The sequence below is a fragment of the Trichocoleus desertorum ATA4-8-CV12 genome (assembly GCA_019358975.1).
Taxonomy (GTDB): domain Bacteria; phylum Cyanobacteriota; class Cyanobacteriia; order FACHB-46; family FACHB-46; genus Trichocoleus; species Trichocoleus desertorum_A.
Window position 1 is genome coordinate 170,569 of record JAHHIL010000006.1, and the last position, 21,119, is coordinate 191,687.

Consider the following 21,119-nt stretch of genomic DNA (forward strand, 5'->3'; position numbering starts at 1 on the left):
TTCTCAAATAACCCAACAAAGTTAGGGTGTTGGGTTTCACTCAACCCTACCTACAATTCGGTGCAACTTTACCGAAAGTCGCAACAAGGCAGCTATAAGAACTAACTAACTTTTAGTAGCTCGACATCAAACAGCAAGGTGGCGTTAGGTGGAATCACACCGCCCGCACCTCTAGCTCCATAACCCAGCTCAGCAGGGATAATCAGCTTGCGACGACCGCCAACCTTCATGGTGCCAACGCCTTCATCCCAACCCTTAATGACCTGACCTACCCCAATTTTGAAGCTAAAGGGCTGACCGCGATCGCGCGAACTGTCAAATTTCTTGCCGTTCTCTAGGGTTCCGGTATAGTGAACCACCACCGTTTGCCCAGACTGAGGCGTAGCTCCCGTTCCCTCTTCTAACTCCACGTACTGCAAACCAGAAGGAGTTGTGACGACATCATTATTATCCATTACCACCTCAGTACTTTTAGACTTCTCTGTTGATGCTGATGCGGGCTTTTGAGCGATCAAGGTATTATCGACTGTTTCTACCGCCACTGATTGGGCCTGCGTGTTTTGCAGTTCTCCAGCGATCGCGGGGCTGCGACCACCAATCTGCGCCACGAGTAATAGGACGCAGCAAACCAGCATCACGCCCAAACTCATTAAAATTTCTCGCAAAATTCTGTTCCTCCTAGCATCGAAAATACAACTAACTTAGCGGCCAGCACGTTGCTGTTATAGGTTAGCGTATGTTTTTCAGTTTAAGCTCTGGGTTGAATGCTGCGATCGCCTACTTTGAAATGCTCTTTAACGCCACAGTTTATTTTCCATGTCCCGCACTTGCCGCTCTAGGCGATCGAGACGACCGCGTAACTCATCCATTTCAGACTGCTTAGGCACGCCCAAGTCTTGTAGAACATTGCGGAGCTGACGTTGCATTTGAACATCTAAATTGCCTTGTTCTGACTTGAGATGAGTCATCAAGTCATCCACAAATTTTTTCGCCTGTTCGGGATTGAGCTGACCTGTGCTTACCCACTCGTCACTCACCTCCCGCAGCTTCTCCGCGACTAAAGAGGTTGTACCAATCCCAATCATAAGTAGTTGCTTGACGAAGTTATTGTTATCCATGCGATTTCTCGAAGTTACGCCTTTGAAACAGTAGCTAAACGTAGGCTTTTATGTAATTAATAAAGTCCTATGTGTTTTCTTCCAATCTGACTGAAGCTAGCCTACAGCTTTATTCTGTCAAATCTACAGCGTTCCTAACCTGTCTGCGTGGCAAAACACAGTTGACTATCTGTAGGCTTAGGGTGTTGCAATCGAGTCGTCACACTCATTAGCTGTTTCATGACGCTCGATCACTTCACTCATTTGCAGGAATATCGAGACTAGCGTGTTTATGGTAATCGAGTGGCTCAAAATCAAGGTTGCTCCTGAAATGCGAGAGCAGTACATCCAAAAAGACGCTGAGATTTGGACTGCTTTCCTGGCAGAGTGTCCTGGTTTTTTGGGTAAAGAAGTCTGGATTAACCCAGAAGATTCTACAGAAGTTGTTTTGGTGATTCGCTGGGCTAGTAAAGAGACTTGGAAAGCTGTGCCGAGCGATCGCCTTGCCGCAATAGACCAGCGATTTGCCCAGGAGTTAGCTGGTAATTATCCGATTATTGAAGCAGGTGAGTATCAAGTGAGGAAGTTTGCTCAGTCGCAATCTGCTACTGCTAGCACTCCAAATTCCTTCTAAGGCTCTCTAGCGCTAGGCTAGCATACGAAAAAGACCACACACTTTCTCTGTCATGCCTGAATGCCCCCGCTGCAACCAAACTGTTGAGTCACAAGCTGTCACCTGTCCATACTGTCATCTAGCGTTGAAAGCTTACGGCCATCCTGGGATTCCGTTGTATCGAGCTGCTGGAGAAGCTTACTTGTGTGATACCTGTACTTACCACGATGATGATACTTGTAACTTTCCGCAACGGCCTCACGCGAAAGAGTGCACTCTGTATCAAGACCGCAGCAAGAGCACTACCTCCCTCAAAACAGGAAGCGTAAGCCAGAGTTCTCGTTTAGGTCAGCTCAAAACTTGGCTCAAACGCAATGCAGGCTGGGTAGCGCTCGTTGGCTTAGTGGTGGTTAGTTTACTATTGTCGCTGTAGTGGGTGACCGTCAATCTAGCGCGATCGCCCAGCTTAAGTAGTTTCTTAGAGTTACAAGCCTAAGGATGCAATCTAAGACAAAGTAGCAGGCACTGAAGCGACACTGGCATTATTTGCGTGCTCCAATGCAGGTGAGGTGTCTACTAATGTGGCTTCTTCCTGAAAAACAGCCAAATCAAACCAGAAGGTTGTGCCCACCCCTACTTCGCTGACTAAATGCACAGAACTGTAGTGCTTTTCGACAATATTTCGCACAATTGACAAGCCCAAACCTGTTCCTTCTAACGTGTGAACTCGGTTTTCCACTCGGAAGAAGCGATCGAAAATAGCTGCTTGATCTTCTTGATCAATCCCAATTCCTGTATCCGACACCTCAATCCGCACAGCGCGAGGTTGATTTTGTAAGGGTGCTGACTTTAGGCGTAGCTGCGGTTGCAGCACATAGGCCCGAATCGCGACTTTGCCACCAGATTCCGTAAACTTCAGTGCATTACCAACCAGATTGGCAAACACTTGCAGCAGCAAATCATAGTTTCCGACTACCGCAGGCAAGTCTGGCTCAATTTCGTGGCTGAGTTCGATGCCTTTGTCTCTAGCATTGAGCTGATAAGTTCGTAAGGTTTGCTCAATGGGTTGACTAACATCTACAGCCTCGAAGTGGTAACGTTTGCAAGATTCTAGACGTGATAAATCTAAAACGTCATTCACCAAACGAGTCAGGCGATCGGTCTCTCGATTTGCGGTTTCTAAAAATTCGCATCGCTCTTCTTCAGTCAGCTCTTCGCCATATTCATGCAAGGTTTCAATGAACGACTTGATGTTGAATAATGGCGTTCTCAACTCGTGAGAAACGTTGCTGATGAACTGGCTCTTGGCTTCGTTTAACTCAACCTCGCGGGTAATGTCTTGAACGGTGATAGCAACGCCCTTGACACTCTCGCGGTACTGGTCAAACACAGTGGTTAGCAAAATTCGGACAGTGCGGCTAGTGGGTTCCAGTAGCGTAATCCGGAACTCTGCTCCTTCGCGATCGCCCGCTGTCAACTGGTATAGAGGCCGATTTAACTCTACTTGCACCGACGCGGGTAAGTGGTGCAGCACATTGGCCCCAATTAAGTTTTTACCGTCCCAGCCAAAAATGCGCCGAGCTGTAGGGTTCACTAAGACGACATGCATACTAGCGTCTAGCAACACTGCGCCATCCGCGATCGTTGAGACTAGGGTTTCCAGTTTGGCTTTCTCTGCGGTTAGTTCTTCAATGTTTTGCTCTTCATAGCGTTCCAAGCGCTCCGCCATGTCATTGAAGCTGAGAATTAATTCGCCTAGTTCTCCGCCTAAAGGCAAATCAATTCGCTGCTTAAAGTTTCCAGCCGCAATATTTTTAACGCCAACTAGCAGTTCTTTAATTGGTTTTGTAATCGTGAGGGCATTAAACACGGCCCCCAAAATCACCATGACCCAAATTGAGACAAAAACTGCGATCGTTACATCGCGAGTGAGATTAGAAGAAATAACGACCGTTGGGTTGGGGTTAATGCCGATCGCTAAAACCCCTAGGTACTTGCCTTCATGCAGCAGGGGCACAAACACATCGGTGACTTCGCCATCGGGAGTCAGGTGCTGACGTACCATTGGCAGTTCCGAGTGCTCAGCATAGTTATCGGGCAGTTGAATGCGCCGCCGAATCGTGAGCGAATTCTGCACTTCCGACTCAGAAAAGGGAATGCCGAAAAAGATGTTGCCATCCTCGTCGGCGTAGAGCATGTAGCGAATGCTAGAAGTGCTGCTATAGAAGCGATGCGTAAAACGAGCTAGCTCCGTCCGGTTGTCGTCGGCAATCAGAGGGGCAACGTTGGCTGCCAGGAGTAGACCCAAATCCCGACCAAAGCGAGTGTCGTTCAACCGAGCATCTTGTTGAATCGTGTTGACTGCCCAGAAGGTGAGGCCACTCATCACCAGTGACACGACCAAAGTAGCAGCCGCCATCAGCTTGGTCTGGAGGGTAAACTCAGACCACCAGCGAGCCAAAATTTCTCTAATTGTCGTTAAAAGCGCCAGCAAGGTTAATCTACGCAACGAGGACAGTGATACCTTCAAGGCTTCCCAGAACTTCCTGTCTCACAGCTACAGTTCCCATAGAAGCGCTTAAGTACCTATATTTTATACATGTTCCTCCAGGAGATCCGCTTTTTAGGGCTGCTCTGCCCTCCGGTCAAATGTCTTAAACTAGGCGCTGCGGTGAAGTCCTTAGCTGAGAGGGGTACTGGTGGTGCGGACTCGGTGCCCAATGTCGCGGCGGTAGTAGGCTCCTTCAAAGTGAACGCGCTCTACTGCTTGGTAAGCATTGGCGATCGCTTCATCAAAGTTATTTCCAGTCGCCGTTACACCCAAGACTCTACCACCATCGCTCAAAATCTTTTGGTGTTTCAGTTGGCTCCCTGCATGGAACACCACAGCCCCAATTCCTTCAGCCTCTCCAATGCCAGTAATTACCTGGCCTTTTTGATAAGCACCCGGATACCCCCCAGCCGCCATCACGACACAGGCCGCAGCACCGGATTTCCAGGCAATCGGTGGCATCTCTCCCAAGCGCTTTTGTGCACAAGCCATTAACAGATCAGCCAAAGGAGTTTCTAGGAGTGGCAGAATCGTTTGAGTTTCTGGATCACCAAAGCGGCAGTTAAATTCGACGACTTTAGGCTCACCTTCTGGTGTAATCATCAACCCTGCGTAGAGCACACCTCGGTAGTCAATGCCTCGTTTCTGCAAGGTGGCGATCGCAGGCTCCAAAACCTCCTGTTGAACCCGCTGCATCAATTCTGGGGTCATAATGGGCGCTGGGGCGTAGGCTCCCATTCCGCCTGTGTTGGCTCCGGTGTCTCCGTCACCAATTCGCTTATGGTCTTGTGCGGGTAGTAGGGGCCGAATCGTCAAGCCATCGGTGAGGGCGAGTACAGAGACTTCTTGCCCCGTCATACATTCTTCAATCACAACCCGATGGCCCGCTGCACCAAACTGACCGTCAAAGGCGGCAGCGATCGCAGCTTGTGCTTCTGCCACAGTCATCGCCACGGTCACACCTTTACCTGCCGCCAAACCATCGGCCTTGACCACAATTGGGGCACCTTGAGCCGCTACATAAGCTTGAGCAGGTGCGGCTTCAGTGAACACAGCCGCCTTAGCCGTAGGAATCCCTGCCTCTGCCATCAGCTCTTTAGCCCAAGCCTTGCTCGATTCAATTTGAGCACCTGCTTGAGTAGGGCCAAAAACAGTAATATTTTGCTGTCGTAAGTAATCTGTAATGCCTAATGATAAAGGAAGCTCAGGCCCCACTACTACTAAGGAGATGTTGTGAACGAGCGCAAAGCGGGCCATACCCTCAAAGTCATCTACTCGTAGGGCCAGATTTTGGCAACGATTTAAGGTCGCAGTCCCTCCATTTCCGGGTACGCAAACAATCTGCTTCACTCGATCAGATTGCAGTAGCTTCCAGGCTAGGGCATGCTCACGCCCCCCATTGCCAACAACCAAAATCTTCACGCTTTCCTCACTCGCCACTCTTGTATGTATGCAACCAAAACATTCAGTGTTTCGCTCCAGCACCCATCGTAGAGTGCTGACAAGCAGGCTTACCTTTAACTGGGCTTACCTTTACAGCTGGTAACTATATTTATATTTGTGATTTATATTCGTGGACCTGCCTATGCCCAGGCTTCCCAGTAGCAGTCCTAATTAATTGGGTGGTTCAAGGAATTAAACTACTGATTTGGGACATCATCGCCTTTATCACGAACAAAGGCACATTATGCCACGCTATCTCTGTACTTTAATGCGTTTTGTTAAAAGTTCTTTCAGCTTACCTTAAAGCCCACTCAATTTCGTCAGGCCAGTTTTGCCTCTTAGCAGTCCATTACAGATGCTAAATCTAGAAACTTTCAGGCCAGAATTAGATTCTGCTTTATTTAAGATGCTTGCTTTAACTAGGATGCAACAATCCACCTCAACTATGACTTTTTCCTTTGGTTCTCTTGAGCGGCTAGCCAGCATTCATTGGCGGCGATCGCCTCAATTTCAACGCAGTGGCATTATCACCGCCATTGCAGTGCTTTGTTTAAGTAGCTACGCTCCCAGCGCCTTTGCCCAAAAAACTGTCTCACCCGACGAGTTTCCGCCCAATCCTTTAGAGCTGAAAATTCCTGATCCACTGCTACCCCAAACTCAGACTGGCGATCGCTCACTCACAACCCAAGAGCAACAAACTTTAAGCACTGCCTTGGATGAACTCAACACTCAGGCTACTAAACAATTTCAATCAGGCCAACTAGAGGCAGCTTTTGAGACTTGGTACCGAGAATTGCGGCTGCGACGAGTATTGGGGCTACTAGAAGAAGTAGCAGCCTTGAGTCGGGTGGGCACTATTGCTTGGGAAGAAAACCGCACCACGGATGTCAGACAAATTACAGAGCGACTGCAAGCCATTCAACAACAAGCCCCATCCTCTGGCGATGTAACGCTGTTGCGATCGCTGGGACAAGCCTATCAGCAATTGCGGGCTAAAGATTTAGCGGTAACTGTATATGAACAAATTTTGAGTGCAGTTCGTCAGCAGCAAGATTTGACCGCAGAAGCAGCTACCTTAGATACCATTGGTCAGTTGCACGTCAACTGGTTTTCCTACACCAAGGCTGCGGCAACTTATCAGCAACTCCTAACTCTGGTGCGTAACCGAGGCAGTCTTCCTGGAGCGACTCCTGAGAGAACTTTGAGTGAAATTAGCTTGCTGCAACAACTTGCACACATTTACCAACAAGGCAAGCAGCCAGAACCTGCGATCGCTGTTCAACAGGAACTGATCAATCTCTACCAAACTCAAGATCCGACTCAGGTGCCTAGAGTAAGGCTAGCGATCGCAGATAACTATCAGGCTCTAGGCCAACGTCCTCAAGCAATAGAAAACTATCAAGCTGCCTACCTCCTAGCACAGCCACTCCAGCAATTTGCCCACGCCAGTGAAGCGCTGAAACGTCTGGGCACACTTTATCGTGCTCAAAACGAGCTAGAAGCGGCCTTACGGATTTACACGTTTCTAGTCGATGTGGAAGCTCAATCTTACAATGTCTATGGCAGAATGAATGCCTACGACACCATAGGTCAGATTCACATAGCGCGGCAGGAATATCCTCAAGCCGTGACAGCTTTTCAGCAAGGCCTCACTTTGGCTCAGCAGCTAAATTACCAACAAGCTCACTTTACTCAGCAAATTGAGCAAGCAACCCAAGCTCAAAGCCGCAAAGCACCCTGAGGCTTACTCGCCACCAACGTTGAGATTGGTGCCAAAAAGCTCTGTGCCTGCAAGATTGGCTCCATTAATGGTGGCACCCCGCATGTTGGTGTGATACAGCTGGGCGCTGGTCAGATTAGCGAGGTTCAGGTTCGCCTGATCAAACACTGCATCACTGGCAAACACAGCCACCAAGCTAGCGCCTTGCAAGTTAGCGCCTGTCAAATCAGCGCCTTCTAGATTGGCACGAGTCAAAGTTGCTCCTCGTAAGTCTGCACCTCTGAGGTCAGCCCCAATCAAATGAGCTTCTGACAAGTTAGCGCCCCTTAAATCAGCGCCGCTTAAGTCACAGCCTCCGCAGATTTTGCTGGTTAGTAACTGTCTGACGTGGTCAGGGTTCTCTGCTTGCGCTGGTACAGCTACCCACAATGTGGTCAATAGTGCTGTGGCTGCTAATAGTTCTCTTTTCATATTCCTTGCCTCCAAGGAATGCTTGGCTCTATATATAACTTCGCTTAACTGCCAAACTTTTACCTCCTGCATCCGGACGAGCCGCAAGGATGAAATCATCGGCTGCTCAGTCAGGTAGCAGGCTGTTTCTACCTACCTTAGTTGTAATTCCAATTTGACTGAATTCACCCATTTGAGAGAGATTCTTAACGCAGAGCTAGCTCACCAAGCCTGCGGTGGGCCATATTCTAGTCAGGTTACAGGTACGCGATCGCTCCCTTCTACCCAGTGTTTTGTCCCTGTAAGTACCCCTTAGTAGCGGATTCGGGGATCAACATAAGCATTCAACAGATCAATAGCAATGCTCGCCAGAACCACGATCGCCGCGAAAAATACTACAATCCCTTGCACCGTCGGGTAATCGCGGAGTGAAATTGCTTCGTACAGCCGATTGGCTAACCCTGGCCAGGAAAAGGTAACTTCTGTCAGAATGGCCCCGCCCAGCATTGCAGCTAGAGTCAGCCCTAAAACTGTAATCACAGGAATCAGAGCATTTTTGAGAGCGTGCGACCACAGAATCTTACCCTCAGAAATTCCTCTGGCTCTAGCAGCTTCTACATAATCTGCTTTCAAGGTTTGCTTGAGATTCACTCGCACCATCCGCTCAAAGATGCCGCTGAGCAAAATTCCTAAGGTGAGGCAGGGCAAAGCCAGATAGTAGAGGGCTACCCCAAACTGCATCAGGTTGCCACTTAGCAAACTATCAATGGTGTAAAGCCCTGTAGGGCCTTGAGGAGCAGGAATAGTAGCTGGGAACCTTGTCCCCAAAGGAAACCAACGCAGTTGTACCGCAAAGATTAGTTGCAACAACATGCCTGCCCAGAACAATGGCACCGAGTAAGTAATGATGCCAAACAGCCGCCCGCCCACATCAAAGACGCTATCAGGCTTAGAAGCTGAGAGAATACCTACCCCAACGCCAACCACCAGCGCGATCGTCATGCTAAAGACCGCCAACTCCACAGTGGCAGGAAAATAAGCTTGAATAATCTCCCAGACCGATTGGCCCCGACTCGTCAGCGAAGTACCCAGGTCTAGACGCAGCAAATCACCTAAGTAATTGAAGTACTGCTGCAACAGCGGCAAATCCAATCCGAGTTGTGTGCGGAGCGCTACCTTCGCCGCTTCTGGTGCTCTTGGCCCCAAAATTACATCCACCGGATCGCCAGGAGTTGCCCGCAATAAGAGAAATACGGCGGTAGTAATAGTCCACAGCATTAAGGGAGCTAAGAGCAAACGGGCGACAATATAATATTGGAGCGCTTTTGAGCGAGACATAAAGAATCTATTTGTTGATTGAGCTGAAGGGCACCTTCTGTGTCGCTTCTAGGCGAGCTCCTTCTATCCCTTTCTGGACAAACAGATACTCTTTGTTTTGCCAGAGAGGAATAAAAGGCACATCGTTTACCAGAATGTTTTGAATTTCCGCGAAGATTTTTTGGCGAGCTTGCGGATCTTGTTCTTGGCGCTCTTGGTCAATGAGTTGGTTGACGCGATCGCTGTAGTAGAAAGAGCCTTGGCCTTTGCTAGCTCCCTCTTGGCAACCCGTAGCTTCTGAGCCTTTGGCACAGGCTAAAAACGGCTGAATATAGTTGTCGGCATCTAAAAAGTCAGGAACCCAGTCCAAAAGAAAAATGGGATACGCTCCTTTGTCTAGGTTCTGGTAAGCAGTAGCTGATTCTACACTTTTGAGGTCAATGGTCATGGCACCCTCTAGTCTCTGTGCGGCTAAAGCCTTGAGGGTAGTGGCCACTAGTTCATTACTGGTGAGGTTAGAACGATACCAAAGCTCTAGTTGTAACGGCTTGTCCTTGGAGTAGCCCGCTTTGGCTAGTAATTCTTTCACCTTAGCGACATCCCCATCCCCATAAGACTTCTGAAACACGGGGCTGTAGGCATCGAGACTAGAAGGGATCAAACTGTAAAGTGGCTCAACTTGCCCTTGAAATACCCGTTGTTGCAGGAGGGGACGATCCACTAAGGCGGCAAGAGCCTGACGTACGAGCACTTGGTCTAACGGCTTGTCTTGCAGATTTAAGGTGAGGTAATAGATGCCATCACCACGACCTTCAATCACTTGCCATCCCGATCGCTGTGCCCCTTGTTGCAAACTCTGAATCTGATCGAGATCTAGGTTTTGGTAGGCAACATCTACCGCCCCGGTTTGAAATGCGTTGTACAAGTTCGCTGGGCTAGAGAGACTTTGAATATCCACGCCTTGGTTGGCAGGCTTTTCACCCCAGTACTGGTCAAATACGTCTAGCTTTAACGAATCTGTGCCATATTGAGCCAGCTTGTAAGGGCCAGTGCCAACAAAAGTTGATGGCTTAAATTTCCCTTCACCAATCTCGTAAGCTTTAGGCGACACTGCAACGGCCCCTGAAAAGGCGAGCAAATTTGGAAATGCTGCAAATGGCTTTTTCAGTTTAATCGTCAGCTCATTTTCGCCCGTGGCCTCGACTGATTCCACTGTGTCGGAAAGTAAAAAGGAAGGTTGACCGCCATTTTCGATAAAGCGACGCAGGGAGAAAGCCATTGCTTCAGCATTAAAAGGAGTGCCGTCATGAAACACTACCCCTTGCCGTAACGGAATCTTGTAGGTTAAGCCGTCTTCACTGACCTGAGGCAGCGCTGTAGCCAACTGCGGCTTGAGATCGGTGGTGCGAGTTTCGTAGGTATAGAGGCGATCGCCCAAGTTATAAAGCAGGTTACCCGCCCAAATATCGTAAGCATCCGCTGGGTCGAGAGTCCGCACTTTGGCCGTGGTGCCCAAAACAATCCGATCGCTGTTGGTAGAAGCGGCGGGGGAACCAGTGGGTTGAGTGGTCTGCCGAGAAGCGCAGCTAATGGCGAGGAAGCAACACAAACTGAACAAACCCAAGAATTTTCCCAGCGATCGCCACTGCCGACCAGACAAACTCAACCAATTCATAGCACACGATTCCAAGTTACTAGGCACAGCATAGGGTAAGCACTCTAGCACTACTCACTAGTAGCAGTGACTATTAGCCCTTTTAATTAAAGCCGAAAGCAGGCTCATAAGTTAAGTCGAGCGGCTCCCCACTGCTTCCCTCCGCGATCGCCCGGTTGGATCAGGAAAAATCTTCTAAGTTCAACGATGGCACCCAATTGGGTAAAGCCAAATTAGATGGAATAATACAGCGGGAATGACTTGGCTTCTTTGGGTTTGACGTACACACGCTGCTGCGGTTCTAGGTGCAGCTCATTAAAGCGCTCTCGTGTGAGATGAGCCGTGACCACTTGCCCATCCTCTAGCGTCAATTCTGCTTGGATTTCCCAACCCAAATGAATCAAGCGGCTGATTCGTGCTGGCACCGTCGTCCCGTTGGGTGAAGTTTCGACCATGACATCATGAGGCCGCAAGAAAACTTCTGGATGCGCTGAGTCAAAGCCATTGTCTTGAAAAATTCGAGATGAGCTAGGCAACACGTTTACAGGACCAATGAAGCTCATGACAAAGGCACTTGCCGGATGATCGTAGATTTCGGCAGGACTGCCCATCTGCTCGACACACCCCTTATTCATGACCACAATTTCGTCGGAGACTTCCATCGCCTCTTCTTGGTCATGGGTGACAAATACTGTCGTCACATGCACTTCATCGTGTAGCCGCCTGAGCCAAGCTCGCAAATCCTTCCGCACTTTGGCATCTAAAGCACCGAAAGGCTCATCTAGTAGCAACACTTGAGGCTCCACTGCTAAGGCCCGTGCTAATGCTACCCGTTGCCGCTGCCCCCCAGAGAGCTGTGAAGGATAGCGATCGCCCAACCCCCGGAGCTGCACTAGTTCTAGCAACTCTTCAACCCGCGCCTTAATCTTGGCAGGTGGCACTTTACGAATCTCTAAAGCAAAAGCGATATTTTTACGCACCGTCAAATGCTTGAACAGGGCGTAGTGCTGAAAGACAAAGCCGATATTTCGGTCTTGGACACTTTGGTGAGTCGCGTCTCTACCAGTCAGCCAAATTTTTCCTGCATCCGGACTTTCTAGACCCGCAATCAAACGCAATAGCGTGGACTTCCCAGACCCAGATGGCCCCAACAGCGCCACCAAAGAGCCAGTTTTTACTTCCAAGCTCACTTGATCTACGGCCTTAAAGCTGCCGAACTGCTTAGATACGTTTTCGACTACAATGCCCATTGCTAATGACCTAGGAAGGATAAAGGCGGAAGGATGTACGCCCTTGGCGTTCCCGTAGGGTGGAGTAAATCCTACCCAAAATCCCGGTTTGCCGATGAAGTTACTGTAGTTTTATAGCACGAACTGTACTGACCTGCTGCAAGTTTGTAAGTAGATGCGGCAGATTACAGATATCTTTGCTACTTGTTGCAAACTTTTGATAGCATCCCTGACAATTTGACCAAACTGCAATCCCAATTTCATGTCGGTATATTAAGGTCTGTTGCATTTCGGTCATATCTCCGCAGTTCAGTCTGCTGGAGAGAAAAAGTCCATGATACTATCCTCTCTTGTAGCCATAGAAGAGATTGGGAGAAAGACCTTTGGCACTAAGGGTTGCTGTTGTTGGAGGCGGTCCAGCAGGTTCTTCCGCTGCTGAGACATTAGCAAAAGCTGGTATCGAAACTTATTTATTCGAACGCAAATTAGATAACGCTAAGCCCTGTGGTGGAGCCATTCCTCTCTGCATGGTGGAAGAATTTGATCTGCCGCTCAACATCATTGATCGGCAGGTGAGAAAAATGAAAATGATCTCACCCTCCAATGTTGAGGTCAGCATTGGCAGCACGCTCAAAGAAGGCGAGTATATCGGCATGTGCCGTCGGGAAGTCTTGGATGGCTTTATGCGCGATCGCGCTGAAAAGCTTGGTGCCAAGTTGATTAATGGCACAGTCCACAAACTTGAGATTCCCAGCAACAATAAAGACCCTTACACGCTGCACTACGCTGACCACTCTAATGGCAGCTTAGAAGGCACTGCTAAGACCTTGCAAGTTGATTTGGTGGTGGGGGCAGATGGAGCAAACTCCCGGATTGCCAAGGCCATTGATGCAGGGGACTACAACTATGCGATCGCTTTCCAAGAGCGTATTCGTCTGCCAGATGACAAAATGGCCTACTACCAAGACCTGGCAGAAATGTATGTGGGCGATGATGTTTCTACCGACTTCTACGCTTGGGTTTTCCCCAAATACGACCACGTAGCTGTTGGTACGGGCACCATGCACGTCAATAAAGCTGACATCAAAAAGCTGCAAGCAGGAATTCGCACCCGTGCTGCGAAGCGTCTAGAAGGTGGCGAAATTATCAAGGTGGAAGCTCACCCCATTCCTGAGCACCCCAGACCTCGCCGTGTGGTAGGCCGTGTGGCACTCGTTGGCGATGCTGCGGGTACGGTCACCAAGTCTTCGGGCGAAGGGATCTACTTTGCGGCTAAGTCTGCTCGGATGTGTGCTGAAGCGATTGTGGAATTCTCCAACCAAGGCCAGCGGATTCCGACCGAAGCTGACTTGAAGGTGTACATCAAGCGCTGGGACAAAATGTACGGCCTCACCTACAAGGTGTTGGACATCCTACAATCTGTCTTCTACCGCTCAGATGCCACCCGTGAAGCGTTTGTAGAAATGTGCGCTGACATGGATGTGCAGAAGCTGACTTTTGATAGCTACCTGTACAAAACCGTGGTACCTGCTAACCCCTTGGTACAACTCAAAATCACAGCTAAAACGATTGGTAGCTTGCTACGCGGTAACGCTCTCGCTCCCTAATTGATTTAGCGCAGTCCTCCATTCGCAATTACTCCAATCGCGATCGCTTGACTTAACAGTTAGGCGATCGTTTTTTATGCTAATTAACGTATTACTCTATCTTCTTGACGAGATTAAGGCCAAAAATTTTTTAGTGGCTCATTAAACTCTAATCACAAAGACTTAAGAAGTGGGAAAACTACTTTACAAAGTCGCTAACTATGAGATGCAGATGCCAACAAGAGTATTTCTATGTAATCGGGAAACTTGGTATCACAGTGTTGAAGATGAAATAAAACAAGCAAAAGAATCATTAGCTAAAGGCGAAATTCATCAAGGTGCTTGGACTTGTGGCGGCGTTAAGTCCATAGAGGTCAACGATAATGCTTACTTCAAGAGGGTAGGCAGTGAGCCTCTTGGCTTCTTTGCGTATGGACGAATTGTTGCTGCTGAAAAAGAGTATCAACTTAGGCTAGTAGAAGAAGACTACAGTAATGTCAGTGAAGCATATGAAGCCTGCTATGACGATGAAGGAAATGTGGTTTTAGCTGTTGCTTATGAATGGCACTCAGTTGTTGATTACAATCAAACTCTAGAAATCAAACGACTCAAGCAGGATTTAGAGTTTTCAAAGACTAATTTTCATTTTCAGGGGTCAGGAGGAAGTTTTAGAGAGGAATGTATTAGCCTACTAAATGAATATTGGAGAAGGCATGTTCTGAATCTATCAAGACAAGGATTTGGAGTTCATCTAGCAGAAATTCTCTATAAAGCAGCACAAGAGAGTAGTAACCAAAAACTGTATGTAGAAGCTATTGAAAAATTCACTCAAGCTATTCACATCGACCCTAATTATGCCAAAGCTTATATTGGTCGAGGAAATGTATATCAAACGCTAGGAGATCAGCGTGAAGCTTTGCACAACTATGATGAAGCAATTCAAATAAAATCTACAAACAACTCAATCGCCTACTACCAACGAGGAATTATTCATACTGAGTTAGGCAATAAACAGAAAGCGATAGAGGATTTTACCAAAGCTGAAAAACTGTTTCTGGACAAAGCAGATTTAGTTAACTATCAGAAAGTTCAGGAAAGAATCAAAACGTTAACTTCAGGTAAGACCTTAGAACTAAGTGAGCTTGCTGCTTTAAGAGAGCGTATTGTTGACGTTCCTAGCACAGCAAAAAGCTTGAAAGAGGCGAGAAAAGGAATCCTAGTTTCTATTATTCGACGGCAAGGCCAATCCCTATTTCGGCAAAAGCTACTTGAAGCGTATAACAACCAGTGTGCAATAACAGACTGTGGCGTAGAGGAGGCTTTAGAAGCAGCTCACATTATTCCTTACAGCGAAAATGGCAGTAATCAGATCGTAAATGGACTGTTACTGAGAGCCGATTTACATACACTCTTCGATCTCAACTTAATTGCAATAGAGCCAAAAACTTATACGGTAGTGCTCCACCCTAGCCTTCTCCAAAGTAGCTATGGTGGACTGCATCAGAAAAACTTATGCCTTCCTTCATCCACAAATTACAAGCCTAGTCAAGAAGCACTTCAACAACGCTGGAACCAGTGTGAGTGGGCTAGAAATCATGAGTAAGAGTAAGGTGCGATCGCCATGCAAAAGCTAGCCTGCATTGGTGAGGAGCGATCGCAGGCTGAGCTAGAGAGGATGAAAACTGAATTTGTAGAACGAGTGACCTTATTCCGCTAAGGCTGCTTCCACATCTTCCGACTTTTCATGGCTGGGTAACTCCAGGCAATAGCCTGCACCATACACAGTCTTGATGTAGCGCGGGTGACGCGGGTCTGGTTCTAGCTTGGTTCTCAAGTGCCTGACGTGAACCCGAATGGTTTCGATGTCATCATCGGGGTCGTAGCCCCAAACTTCCTTAAGAATTTCGCTCGGTGAAACCGTTTGACCATGCCGCTGCAACAGACAATGTAAAAGTTCAAATTCTAAATGAGTTAACTTAACCGTTTGATCAAACCAGATTGCTTCAAATCGTTCTGGCACCAGAGTCAGAGGCCCGTAATTCAGAATCTCACTGTGCTTAGCCGCTTGAGGAATGCGATCGGTACGACGCAACAAAGCTCGCACTCTAGCCAGCATTTCTTCCAGCTCAAAAGGCTTGGTGAGATAGTCATCCGCACCCGCATTAAACCCTTCTACCTTGTCTTGGGTTTGGCTCAGGGCAGTCAGCATCAGGACTGGAATGTCTGCGGTTCGCTCGTCTCGGCGGAGGCGCTGGCAAACGGTAAAACCGTCTACCTTGGGTAGCATCAGATCCAGCATGATTAAATCTGGCTGCAATTGCAAAGCTAGGGCCTGACCTTTAATGCCATCCGGCGCTTGGCTCACATCATACCCAGCCATTTCCAGGTTGACTGCCACTAGCTCTGAAATCGCAGGATCATCATCAATAACAAGTATCCGGGGCATCATTAAGAAGTCTTCTCTACAGTGATTTTTTAAGGTTCAATACGAACCGCTTGAGGAATGCGAAGATTCCTGTACAGATTATAAGCAACGATTCTAAATCCTTCCTAAAGGATGATGTAAGACTTGCTCAACAATCGTTTTTCATTGGCAGTAGGTTTCGATACTTAGCTTCTCATGAGGAAGGTAAAACTTTGATTTTGTTAGCGGTCCTGCTCCTGGCTTTGGGAGGAATCGGGCTTTTTTCAGCAAGAGTACAGCAATCGATCGCCAGTGCTCCCCAGCTACAGCCCATGCCAGCAAGTGCGATCGCAACTGAGAAACTACCGCGTGTCTCAGTCATTATTCCTGCCTATAACGAGGCTGAGAACATTCAAGAGTGCATGATGGCAGTACTCAACAGCACCCATTTGCCCCCAGAGCAATTTGAACTGTGGGTGGTGGATGACCAGTCTTCAGATAATACACTTGCGATCGCCCAAGCTTTACAGGCCAGTCTCAATGCTCCGCGACTAAAAGTTCTAGCGGGTCAGTCTCGCCCCTCAGGAGAAGTATGGGCTGGCAAAAATTGGGCTTGTACCCAAGGCGTAGAACAGGCCAATGGTGACTTCCTATTATTTATTGATGCAGACACTCGTTTACAGCCCCAAGGGCTTGAGACAGCGCTGCAAACGGCAGTTCAGGAGAACGTTGATTTATTGAGTTGTGGCCCTGGCTTGATCTGTGGGTGCTTAGCTGAGTGGCTCGTGCAACCGCTCATGTTTAATCAACTCATTGCTGCCTTCAACTTTGCCGAGGTCAATGATCCCACCACAACCACAGCCTTTGCCGCAGGCCCATTTATGCTGTTCCGGCGGACGGCTTACGAGCACCTGGGTGGTCATCGCGCCGTAGCTAGCCAAATTGTTGAGGATGTGGAACTAGCTCGACGCACTAAACAAAATGGGCTAAAGCTGCAATACGTGATTGGGGCCAATATCGTCAAAGTGCGGATGTATCGCTCTTGGGCCGCTCTCTGGGAAGGCTGGACCAAAAACCTCTATTTGGGGGCGCACCGGAGTATCAACTTGATGCTTTATCTAGCGTTGATTGTCTTAGTGGTTTACTCTGTGCCGTGGCTGGGACTCGCGATCGCTCTCTATCGAGTTTTTACTGGCCCCCTCAATGGGCTAGATTACGCAGCCACTGGGGTTGCTCTCATCGCAATTTTGCTCCAGTACAACCTACGACGCATTGGTAGCCAAGCCTCTGGCAGCTCTACTCGCTATTGGTGGCTGAGTGGATTAGGGGGGCTATTGGTAGCCGCGATCGCGATTGGCTCAATTATTAAAACAGAAACAGGTTGGGGCTGGACCTGGCGGGGTCGCGTATTGCAGTTGCCTGAAGAATCTGTTCCTTAAACTTTCCCTTTACCAAAGGCTGCTGCCTCTTTTCTATCCCGCTTCGGTTGCCAGCAACTCTACTAGCGCCTGAGCCAGATATTCATATTGCGGCACTGTGTTGTAAATCTGCGCGGCTACCCGGACTAAGCGCTTTTGTCCCCCAGGCCAAGGCACGATTGGCACTTCGATACCGTATTGGTTGAGGAGAGCGGTCTGCAAAGCCTGGTAAGAGCCATTGGGTAGCGGCACTACTGCTAAAGCTGCAATCATGTCATCGGGACAGGGTGGCGAGACGTTTAGGGCTTCACACAGAATTTCTCTAGCTGCTAGAGCCTTCGCACGATTCTGCGCCATTAATTCTGGCCAACCCCCAGGCAACAAGCTTCCCATGAACTGAATCGCGGCGGGTATAGACAAATAAGTGCTCGGATCATAGGTTCCGGGCCAGTCAAACTCTAGACGAAATCGTGAGCGATCGCTGCGGGGGGAGTTAGCACCGTGGCTAATGGTCAAAGGACGAATTTGAGCTTGGTGATCACGCTGCACGTACAGAAACGCTGCCCCTTTAGGCGCACACAACCATTTATGGCAATTACCTGTGTAATACGTCGCGCCAATCACTGATACATTTAACGGCACTGACCCTGGTGCGTGCGCCCCATCTATTAGAGTATCGATGCCTCGTTGGTTTAGTTCGCGTACCAACCGCTGAATCGGCATCACCAAGCCAGTTTGACTCGTGACGTGATCGAGTAGTGCTAATCGAGTTTTAGGTGAAATCTTGGCAATAATTGCCTCTATCACCTGATCAGGAGACTGAACCGGCAAGGAAATTTCTGCCACTACGATACGAGCGCCAGAGCGGGCTGCTACAAAATCGAGGGCATTCCGGCAGGCGTTGTACTCGTGGCTGGTAGTCAGCAGCTCATCGTCAGGGGTGAATTGGAGCGATCGCAAGACAGTGTTGACCCCGGTCGTGGCATTAGGGACAAAGGCTAAATCTAAGGGGTCTGCCCCAACAAATTTAGCTAATACTCCACGGGCAGCATCTAGCAAGTCTTCCAAGTCTTGGGCAAGAAACCGTAACGGTTGTCGCTCTAGGCGTTGGCGGAACTGCTGTTGAACTTCTAAGACTGATTTCGGACAAGCACCAAAGGCACCATGATTCAGAAAGGTAACCTCTGGTTCTAACCACCAGAAATCCAACCAATCTTTGTCAGGTGTAGGTTTCACCTAATATCAACCTTGTTTTTTTTGAACTCCCCAGGCAGGACTCGAACCTGCGACCAATCGGTTAACAGCCGACCGCTCTACCACTGAGCTACTGAGGAACGTTTCAGTGCGCGAAAACTATAATAACTAGACCTACCCTATCTTTGCAACCCCTTTCAGCAAATTTCTCGAAAAAAATCTAATATTCCTTGATTTTTTTTGGTTTGATGCCCATCCGCAGTTCCGCTAAACGTTGTTGGGCAGCAGGATCGAGGAGGTTGGCCAACAACCGCTGTGACGATCGCTGAGTATTGCGTTGCTTGCGCTGAATCCGCCGGGCAATGGTTTCAACCTCAAAAGCCAACTGCTGGGCTGACAGCCATTCAGCTCCATACCCCACCACTGTCAATTGCTGAGCCCGATCTGAAGTCGCGACAATCAGCCGACTATGAAATTTACGCAGATCATGGCGAAACAAGGCACAAGCTTTTTCGATATAAGTATCTGCGGTCTGACCAAAATCCGTGTAGTGAACCGATAAATTTTGGGTAACAACTTCGCAGCTACTGGATGTATCGCGATACTGAGCATCGAAAACAACTTGGGTTTCATAGCCTTGAAAAGCGCTGTAATTGGTTAAAGCCTCAATGAGTTTCCACCTTGCTGCTTCTAGACCATCACAATCACGCGCTTGTTTCAGCTCAGGCCAAGTTCCGACTACGTTATAGCCGTCCACTAGCAAAACAGCCTGCGGCACAGAGCGGGGCATTGTTCAAAAAAGGTTTCTAGGTTTGCATAACTGTATAATCCATATTTCTAATCATTGCATTTTTTGTTACGTCCTGTTACAAGAAAGCGGCGACAGACTCTCTGCCATCGCCGCCAATAACTAATTCACTTAGAGCAATCCATTGGTCAGGAGCGGAGTTCAAAACGCTGCTGGATTGCTTAAGAGGCAACCTCTTGAATCTGCATCAGACGCTGTTTCAAACGTTCTGGATCGCCAGAGTCAACCACGCTACCGCGATCGAGCAAAAAAGCACCATCGCAGTAATTTAATTCATCAAGACGATGAGTGACCCAAAGAGCAGTTAATCCGCGACTTTTTACCAAACGTTGTACTTGCACGACTAAATCCAGTTGGCTATCTGGATCGAGGAGTGCCGTCGGTTCATCAAGCAGCAAAACTTCGCAATGCCGAGCGATCGCTCCTGCAATCGCAATTCTTTGCTTTTGCCCACCACTTAGGGCGTAAATAGGACGGCGTTGAAACGCCCACAGATTCACTGCTGTTAAAGCCTCTTCCACGCGCTGACGCACCTGTAGCGTTGAGAGTTTCTCTTCTACTAAACCAAAGGCGACATCAGCCCCAACCGTTGGCATCACCAACTGGTGATCGGGGTTTTGAAACACAAAGCCGACAGGTTGCGCGGTGCGGATCTGCCCAGACTCAGGACTGAGCAAACCAGCCAGCAATCTCAGTAACGTTGATTTACCGCTGCCATTGGTCCCTAAAAGCATCCAAAATTCGCCTTTAGGGACGGTCAGCGAGCAGCCTTGTAGCACTGAATCCCCCTTCGGCCATTTGAAGGCAAGATTCTCCACTACGACGGCTGCATCAGTGGTTGGGGATTCCGTGGCTTCGTTCATTCAGCCAGAGCAAAGAAACCAGGGGGTCTACCAGAAGCAGTGCCGGATTTTTCTGAAATCTGAACACCAGAGATTTCGCTGCTCAAGATAGCAATTTTTTTATCTGGCTGGCGATCGCAAGTCAATTCCAATACTTGAGCATTACCAGATTTAATCGCAGCCAAAATCTGCTGATAGGTGGCATCAGCATCCTCGGATGCCTTTCGCTGAACCGAGACAGTAAGGGGAGTGTTTTTCAGAATCAAGTCAATGGTGAACATGTAATTCAGAATTTATGGGAAAGTTGACTGCATTTCAATTTCAACTATAGACAGATTCCAGAGTAGATGAGACGACAAGCTACTTTTAGCCTCCACCATTCTGTCTCTCAGAGCTGACTAGTCATGCATTCTTGCAGGTTGAAGCAGGGAAAGTAAGGGTAAAAGAAAGATGAATCCCTGCCTCCAAGCATTAAGGGGATGAAATTTTAAAAAGTTACTCATATAATGAAAGGCATAGTAAAGAAACGTAAACTCTACTCACATTTCAACGTAACTGCTTTCATTTTCTAGATAGAAACCGTTGATTTGTGTCGTGGAGTGCGTTCTTTCAGTACTCATAAATTTTGGAGATTTGCGCTATGACCATAGCAATGGGACGCGCGCGGGCAGAGCGGGGGTGGTTCGACGCCCTCGACGACTGGCTCAAACGCGATCGCTTCGTCTTCGTCGGCTGGTCCGGGATTCTCCTGTTCCCCTGCGCCTTCTTGGCAATTGGCGGCTGGATGACCGGA

At 48.5% G+C, this 21,119-nt stretch carries 20 protein-coding genes and 1 tRNA gene; 7 read left to right on the plus strand and 14 right to left on the minus strand.

The genetic code is table 11. The features are described from left to right. Positions 1-101: 101 nt before the first annotated feature. Together KME12_08390 and KME12_08395 are read right to left on the minus strand one after the other, a co-directional pair. Positions 102-665 (minus strand): FKBP-type peptidyl-prolyl cis-trans isomerase, encoded by a 564-nt coding sequence (locus tag KME12_08390; GenBank protein ID MBW4487794.1) that lies wholly within the window; start codon positions 663-665, stop codon positions 102-104. Positions 666-794: 129 nt separating this feature from the next. Continuing rightward, positions 795-1,118, minus strand: coding sequence for a phasin family protein (locus KME12_08395; GenBank protein ID MBW4487795.1), 324 nt, complete (start codon positions 1,116-1,118; stop codon positions 795-797). A 271-nt stretch (positions 1,119-1,389) separates the two neighbouring features. Between KME12_08395 and KME12_08400 the strand changes: the two genes are divergently transcribed. Together KME12_08400 and KME12_08405 are read left to right on the plus strand one after the other, a co-directional pair. Then, the gene (locus KME12_08400; GenBank protein MBW4487796.1) at positions 1,390-1,731 is read left to right on the plus strand and encodes a TIGR03792 family protein; all 342 of its coding nucleotides are present in this window, start codon (positions 1,390-1,392) and stop codon (positions 1,729-1,731) included. 52 nt (positions 1,732-1,783) lie between these two features. After that, complete coding sequence (locus tag KME12_08405; protein MBW4487797.1) at positions 1,784-2,143, plus strand: zinc ribbon domain-containing protein; 360 nt, start codon at positions 1,784-1,786, stop codon at positions 2,141-2,143. Between the two features lie 72 nt (positions 2,144-2,215). Here the strand turns inward: KME12_08405 and KME12_08410 are convergent, their stop codons facing one another. Then, positions 2,216-4,204, minus strand: a complete 1,989-nt coding sequence (locus KME12_08410) for a HAMP domain-containing protein (GenBank protein ID MBW4487798.1) — start codon at positions 4,202-4,204, stop codon at positions 2,216-2,218. A gap of 186 nt (positions 4,205-4,390) precedes the next feature. Next, on the minus strand, positions 4,391-5,683 hold the full coding sequence (gene purD / locus KME12_08415; GenBank protein MBW4487799.1) for a phosphoribosylamine--glycine ligase: 1,293 nt from the start codon (positions 5,681-5,683) through the stop codon (positions 4,391-4,393). A 466-nt stretch (positions 5,684-6,149) separates the two neighbouring features. Between purD and KME12_08420 the strand changes: the two genes are divergently transcribed. Continuing rightward, positions 6,150-7,445 carry a hypothetical protein gene (locus tag KME12_08420; GenBank protein MBW4487800.1) on the plus strand — a complete coding sequence of 432 codons (1,296 nt, stop codon included), beginning with the start codon at positions 6,150-6,152 and terminating at the stop codon, positions 7,443-7,445. 3 nt (positions 7,446-7,448) lie between these two features. Here the strand turns inward: KME12_08420 and KME12_08425 are convergent, their stop codons facing one another. From KME12_08425 to KME12_08440, 4 genes are all read right to left on the minus strand, one after another. Then, entirely contained in the window at positions 7,449-7,895 is a 447-nt protein-coding gene (locus KME12_08425; protein ID MBW4487801.1) for a pentapeptide repeat-containing protein, read from the minus strand. A gap of 291 nt (positions 7,896-8,186) precedes the next feature. After that, a complete protein-coding gene (locus tag KME12_08430) occupies positions 8,187-9,212 on the minus strand; it encodes an ABC transporter permease (GenBank protein ID MBW4487802.1) in 1,026 nt (341 codons plus the stop codon). A gap of 7 nt (positions 9,213-9,219) precedes the next feature. After that, positions 9,220-10,866: an ABC transporter substrate-binding protein gene (locus tag KME12_08435; GenBank protein MBW4487803.1), complete on the minus strand. Its 1,647-nt coding sequence runs from the start codon at positions 10,864-10,866 to the stop codon at positions 9,220-9,222. Positions 10,867-11,078: 212 nt separating this feature from the next. Further along, entirely contained in the window at positions 11,079-12,095 is a 1,017-nt protein-coding gene (locus tag KME12_08440; GenBank protein MBW4487804.1) for a TOBE-like domain-containing protein, read from the minus strand. 362 nt (positions 12,096-12,457) lie between these two features. Between KME12_08440 and chlP the strand changes: the two genes are divergently transcribed. Continuing rightward, on the plus strand, positions 12,458-13,681 hold the full coding sequence (gene chlP, locus KME12_08445) for a geranylgeranyl reductase (GenBank protein MBW4487805.1): 1,224 nt from the start codon (positions 12,458-12,460) through the stop codon (positions 13,679-13,681). 211 nt (positions 13,682-13,892) lie between these two features. Then, complete coding sequence (locus KME12_08450) at positions 13,893-15,263, plus strand: tetratricopeptide repeat protein (GenBank protein MBW4487806.1); 1,371 nt, start codon at positions 13,893-13,895, stop codon at positions 15,261-15,263. Positions 15,264-15,365: 102 nt separating this feature from the next. On the opposite strand, the gene KME12_08455 is transcribed toward KME12_08450, so the two are convergent. Next, a complete protein-coding gene (locus tag KME12_08455) occupies positions 15,366-16,106 on the minus strand; it encodes a response regulator transcription factor (GenBank protein MBW4487807.1) in 741 nt (246 codons plus the stop codon). Positions 16,107-16,396: 290 nt separating this feature from the next. Between KME12_08455 and KME12_08460 the strand changes: the two genes are divergently transcribed. After that, complete coding sequence (locus KME12_08460; GenBank protein MBW4487808.1) at positions 16,397-17,503, plus strand: glycosyltransferase family 2 protein; 1,107 nt, start codon at positions 16,397-16,399, stop codon at positions 17,501-17,503. A 33-nt stretch (positions 17,504-17,536) separates the two neighbouring features. Here KME12_08460 and KME12_08465 read toward each other — a convergent pair whose 3' ends face one another. The 5 genes from KME12_08465 to KME12_08485 all read right to left on the minus strand — a co-directional run bounded on the left by KME12_08465 (position 17,537) and on the right by KME12_08485 (position 20,607). Next, a complete protein-coding gene (locus tag KME12_08465; GenBank protein MBW4487809.1) occupies positions 17,537-18,718 on the minus strand; it encodes an aminotransferase class V-fold PLP-dependent enzyme in 1,182 nt (393 codons plus the stop codon). 26 nt (positions 18,719-18,744) lie between these two features. Further along, a tRNA-Asn gene (locus KME12_08470) sits at positions 18,745-18,816 on the minus strand. 80 nt (positions 18,817-18,896) lie between these two features. After that, entirely contained in the window at positions 18,897-19,466 is a 570-nt protein-coding gene (locus tag KME12_08475; protein MBW4487810.1) for an NYN domain-containing protein, read from the minus strand. 179 nt (positions 19,467-19,645) lie between these two features. Then, complete coding sequence (locus KME12_08480) at positions 19,646-20,347, minus strand: energy-coupling factor ABC transporter ATP-binding protein (protein MBW4487811.1); 702 nt, start codon at positions 20,345-20,347, stop codon at positions 19,646-19,648. Further along, the gene (locus tag KME12_08485; GenBank protein ID MBW4487812.1) at positions 20,344-20,607 is read right to left on the minus strand and encodes a hypothetical protein; all 264 of its coding nucleotides are present in this window, start codon (positions 20,605-20,607) and stop codon (positions 20,344-20,346) included. Before KME12_08485 ends, KME12_08480 begins: the two co-directional genes overlap by 4 nt. 359 nt (positions 20,608-20,966) lie before the next feature. Here KME12_08485 and KME12_08490 point away from each other — a divergent pair. Beyond that, positions 20,967-21,119: photosystem II D2 protein (photosystem q(a) protein) (locus KME12_08490; GenBank protein MBW4487813.1), on the plus strand; the 153-nt coding region annotated here is incomplete at its 3' end.

What these genes read in the sequence shown, in the direction of transcription:
- KME12_08475 (MBW4487810.1), bottom strand. Translation starts at nt 19,466, where the DNA reads ATGCCCCGCTCTGTGCCGCAGGCTGTTTTGCTAGTGGACGGCTATAAC.
- KME12_08435 (MBW4487803.1), bottom strand. Translation starts at nt 10,866, where the DNA reads ATGAATTGGTTGAGTTTGTCTGGTCGGCAGTGGCGATCGCTGGGAAAA.
- KME12_08420 (MBW4487800.1), top strand. Translation starts at nt 6,150, where the DNA reads ATGACTTTTTCCTTTGGTTCTCTTGAGCGGCTAGCCAGCATTCATTGG.
- KME12_08460 (MBW4487808.1), top strand. Translation starts at nt 16,397, where the DNA reads ATGCCAGCAAGTGCGATCGCAACTGAGAAACTACCGCGTGTCTCAGTC.
- KME12_08430 (MBW4487802.1), bottom strand. Translation starts at nt 9,212, where the DNA reads ATGTCTCGCTCAAAAGCGCTCCAATATTATATTGTCGCCCGTTTGCTC.
- KME12_08400 (MBW4487796.1), top strand. Translation starts at nt 1,390, where the DNA reads ATGGTAATCGAGTGGCTCAAAATCAAGGTTGCTCCTGAAATGCGAGAG.
- KME12_08480 (MBW4487811.1), bottom strand. Translation starts at nt 20,347, where the DNA reads ATGAACGAAGCCACGGAATCCCCAACCACTGATGCAGCCGTCGTAGTG.
- KME12_08440 (MBW4487804.1), bottom strand. Translation starts at nt 12,095, where the DNA reads ATGGGCATTGTAGTCGAAAACGTATCTAAGCAGTTCGGCAGCTTTAAG.
- KME12_08485 (MBW4487812.1), bottom strand. Translation starts at nt 20,607, where the DNA reads ATGTTCACCATTGACTTGATTCTGAAAAACACTCCCCTTACTGTCTCG.
- KME12_08425 (MBW4487801.1), bottom strand. Translation starts at nt 7,895, where the DNA reads ATGAAAAGAGAACTATTAGCAGCCACAGCACTATTGACCACATTGTGG.
- KME12_08450 (MBW4487806.1), top strand. Translation starts at nt 13,893, where the DNA reads ATGCCAACAAGAGTATTTCTATGTAATCGGGAAACTTGGTATCACAGT.
- KME12_08395 (MBW4487795.1), bottom strand. Translation starts at nt 1,118, where the DNA reads ATGGATAACAATAACTTCGTCAAGCAACTACTTATGATTGGGATTGGT.
- KME12_08405 (MBW4487797.1), top strand. Translation starts at nt 1,784, where the DNA reads ATGCCTGAATGCCCCCGCTGCAACCAAACTGTTGAGTCACAAGCTGTC.
- KME12_08455 (MBW4487807.1), bottom strand. Translation starts at nt 16,106, where the DNA reads ATGCCCCGGATACTTGTTATTGATGATGATCCTGCGATTTCAGAGCTA.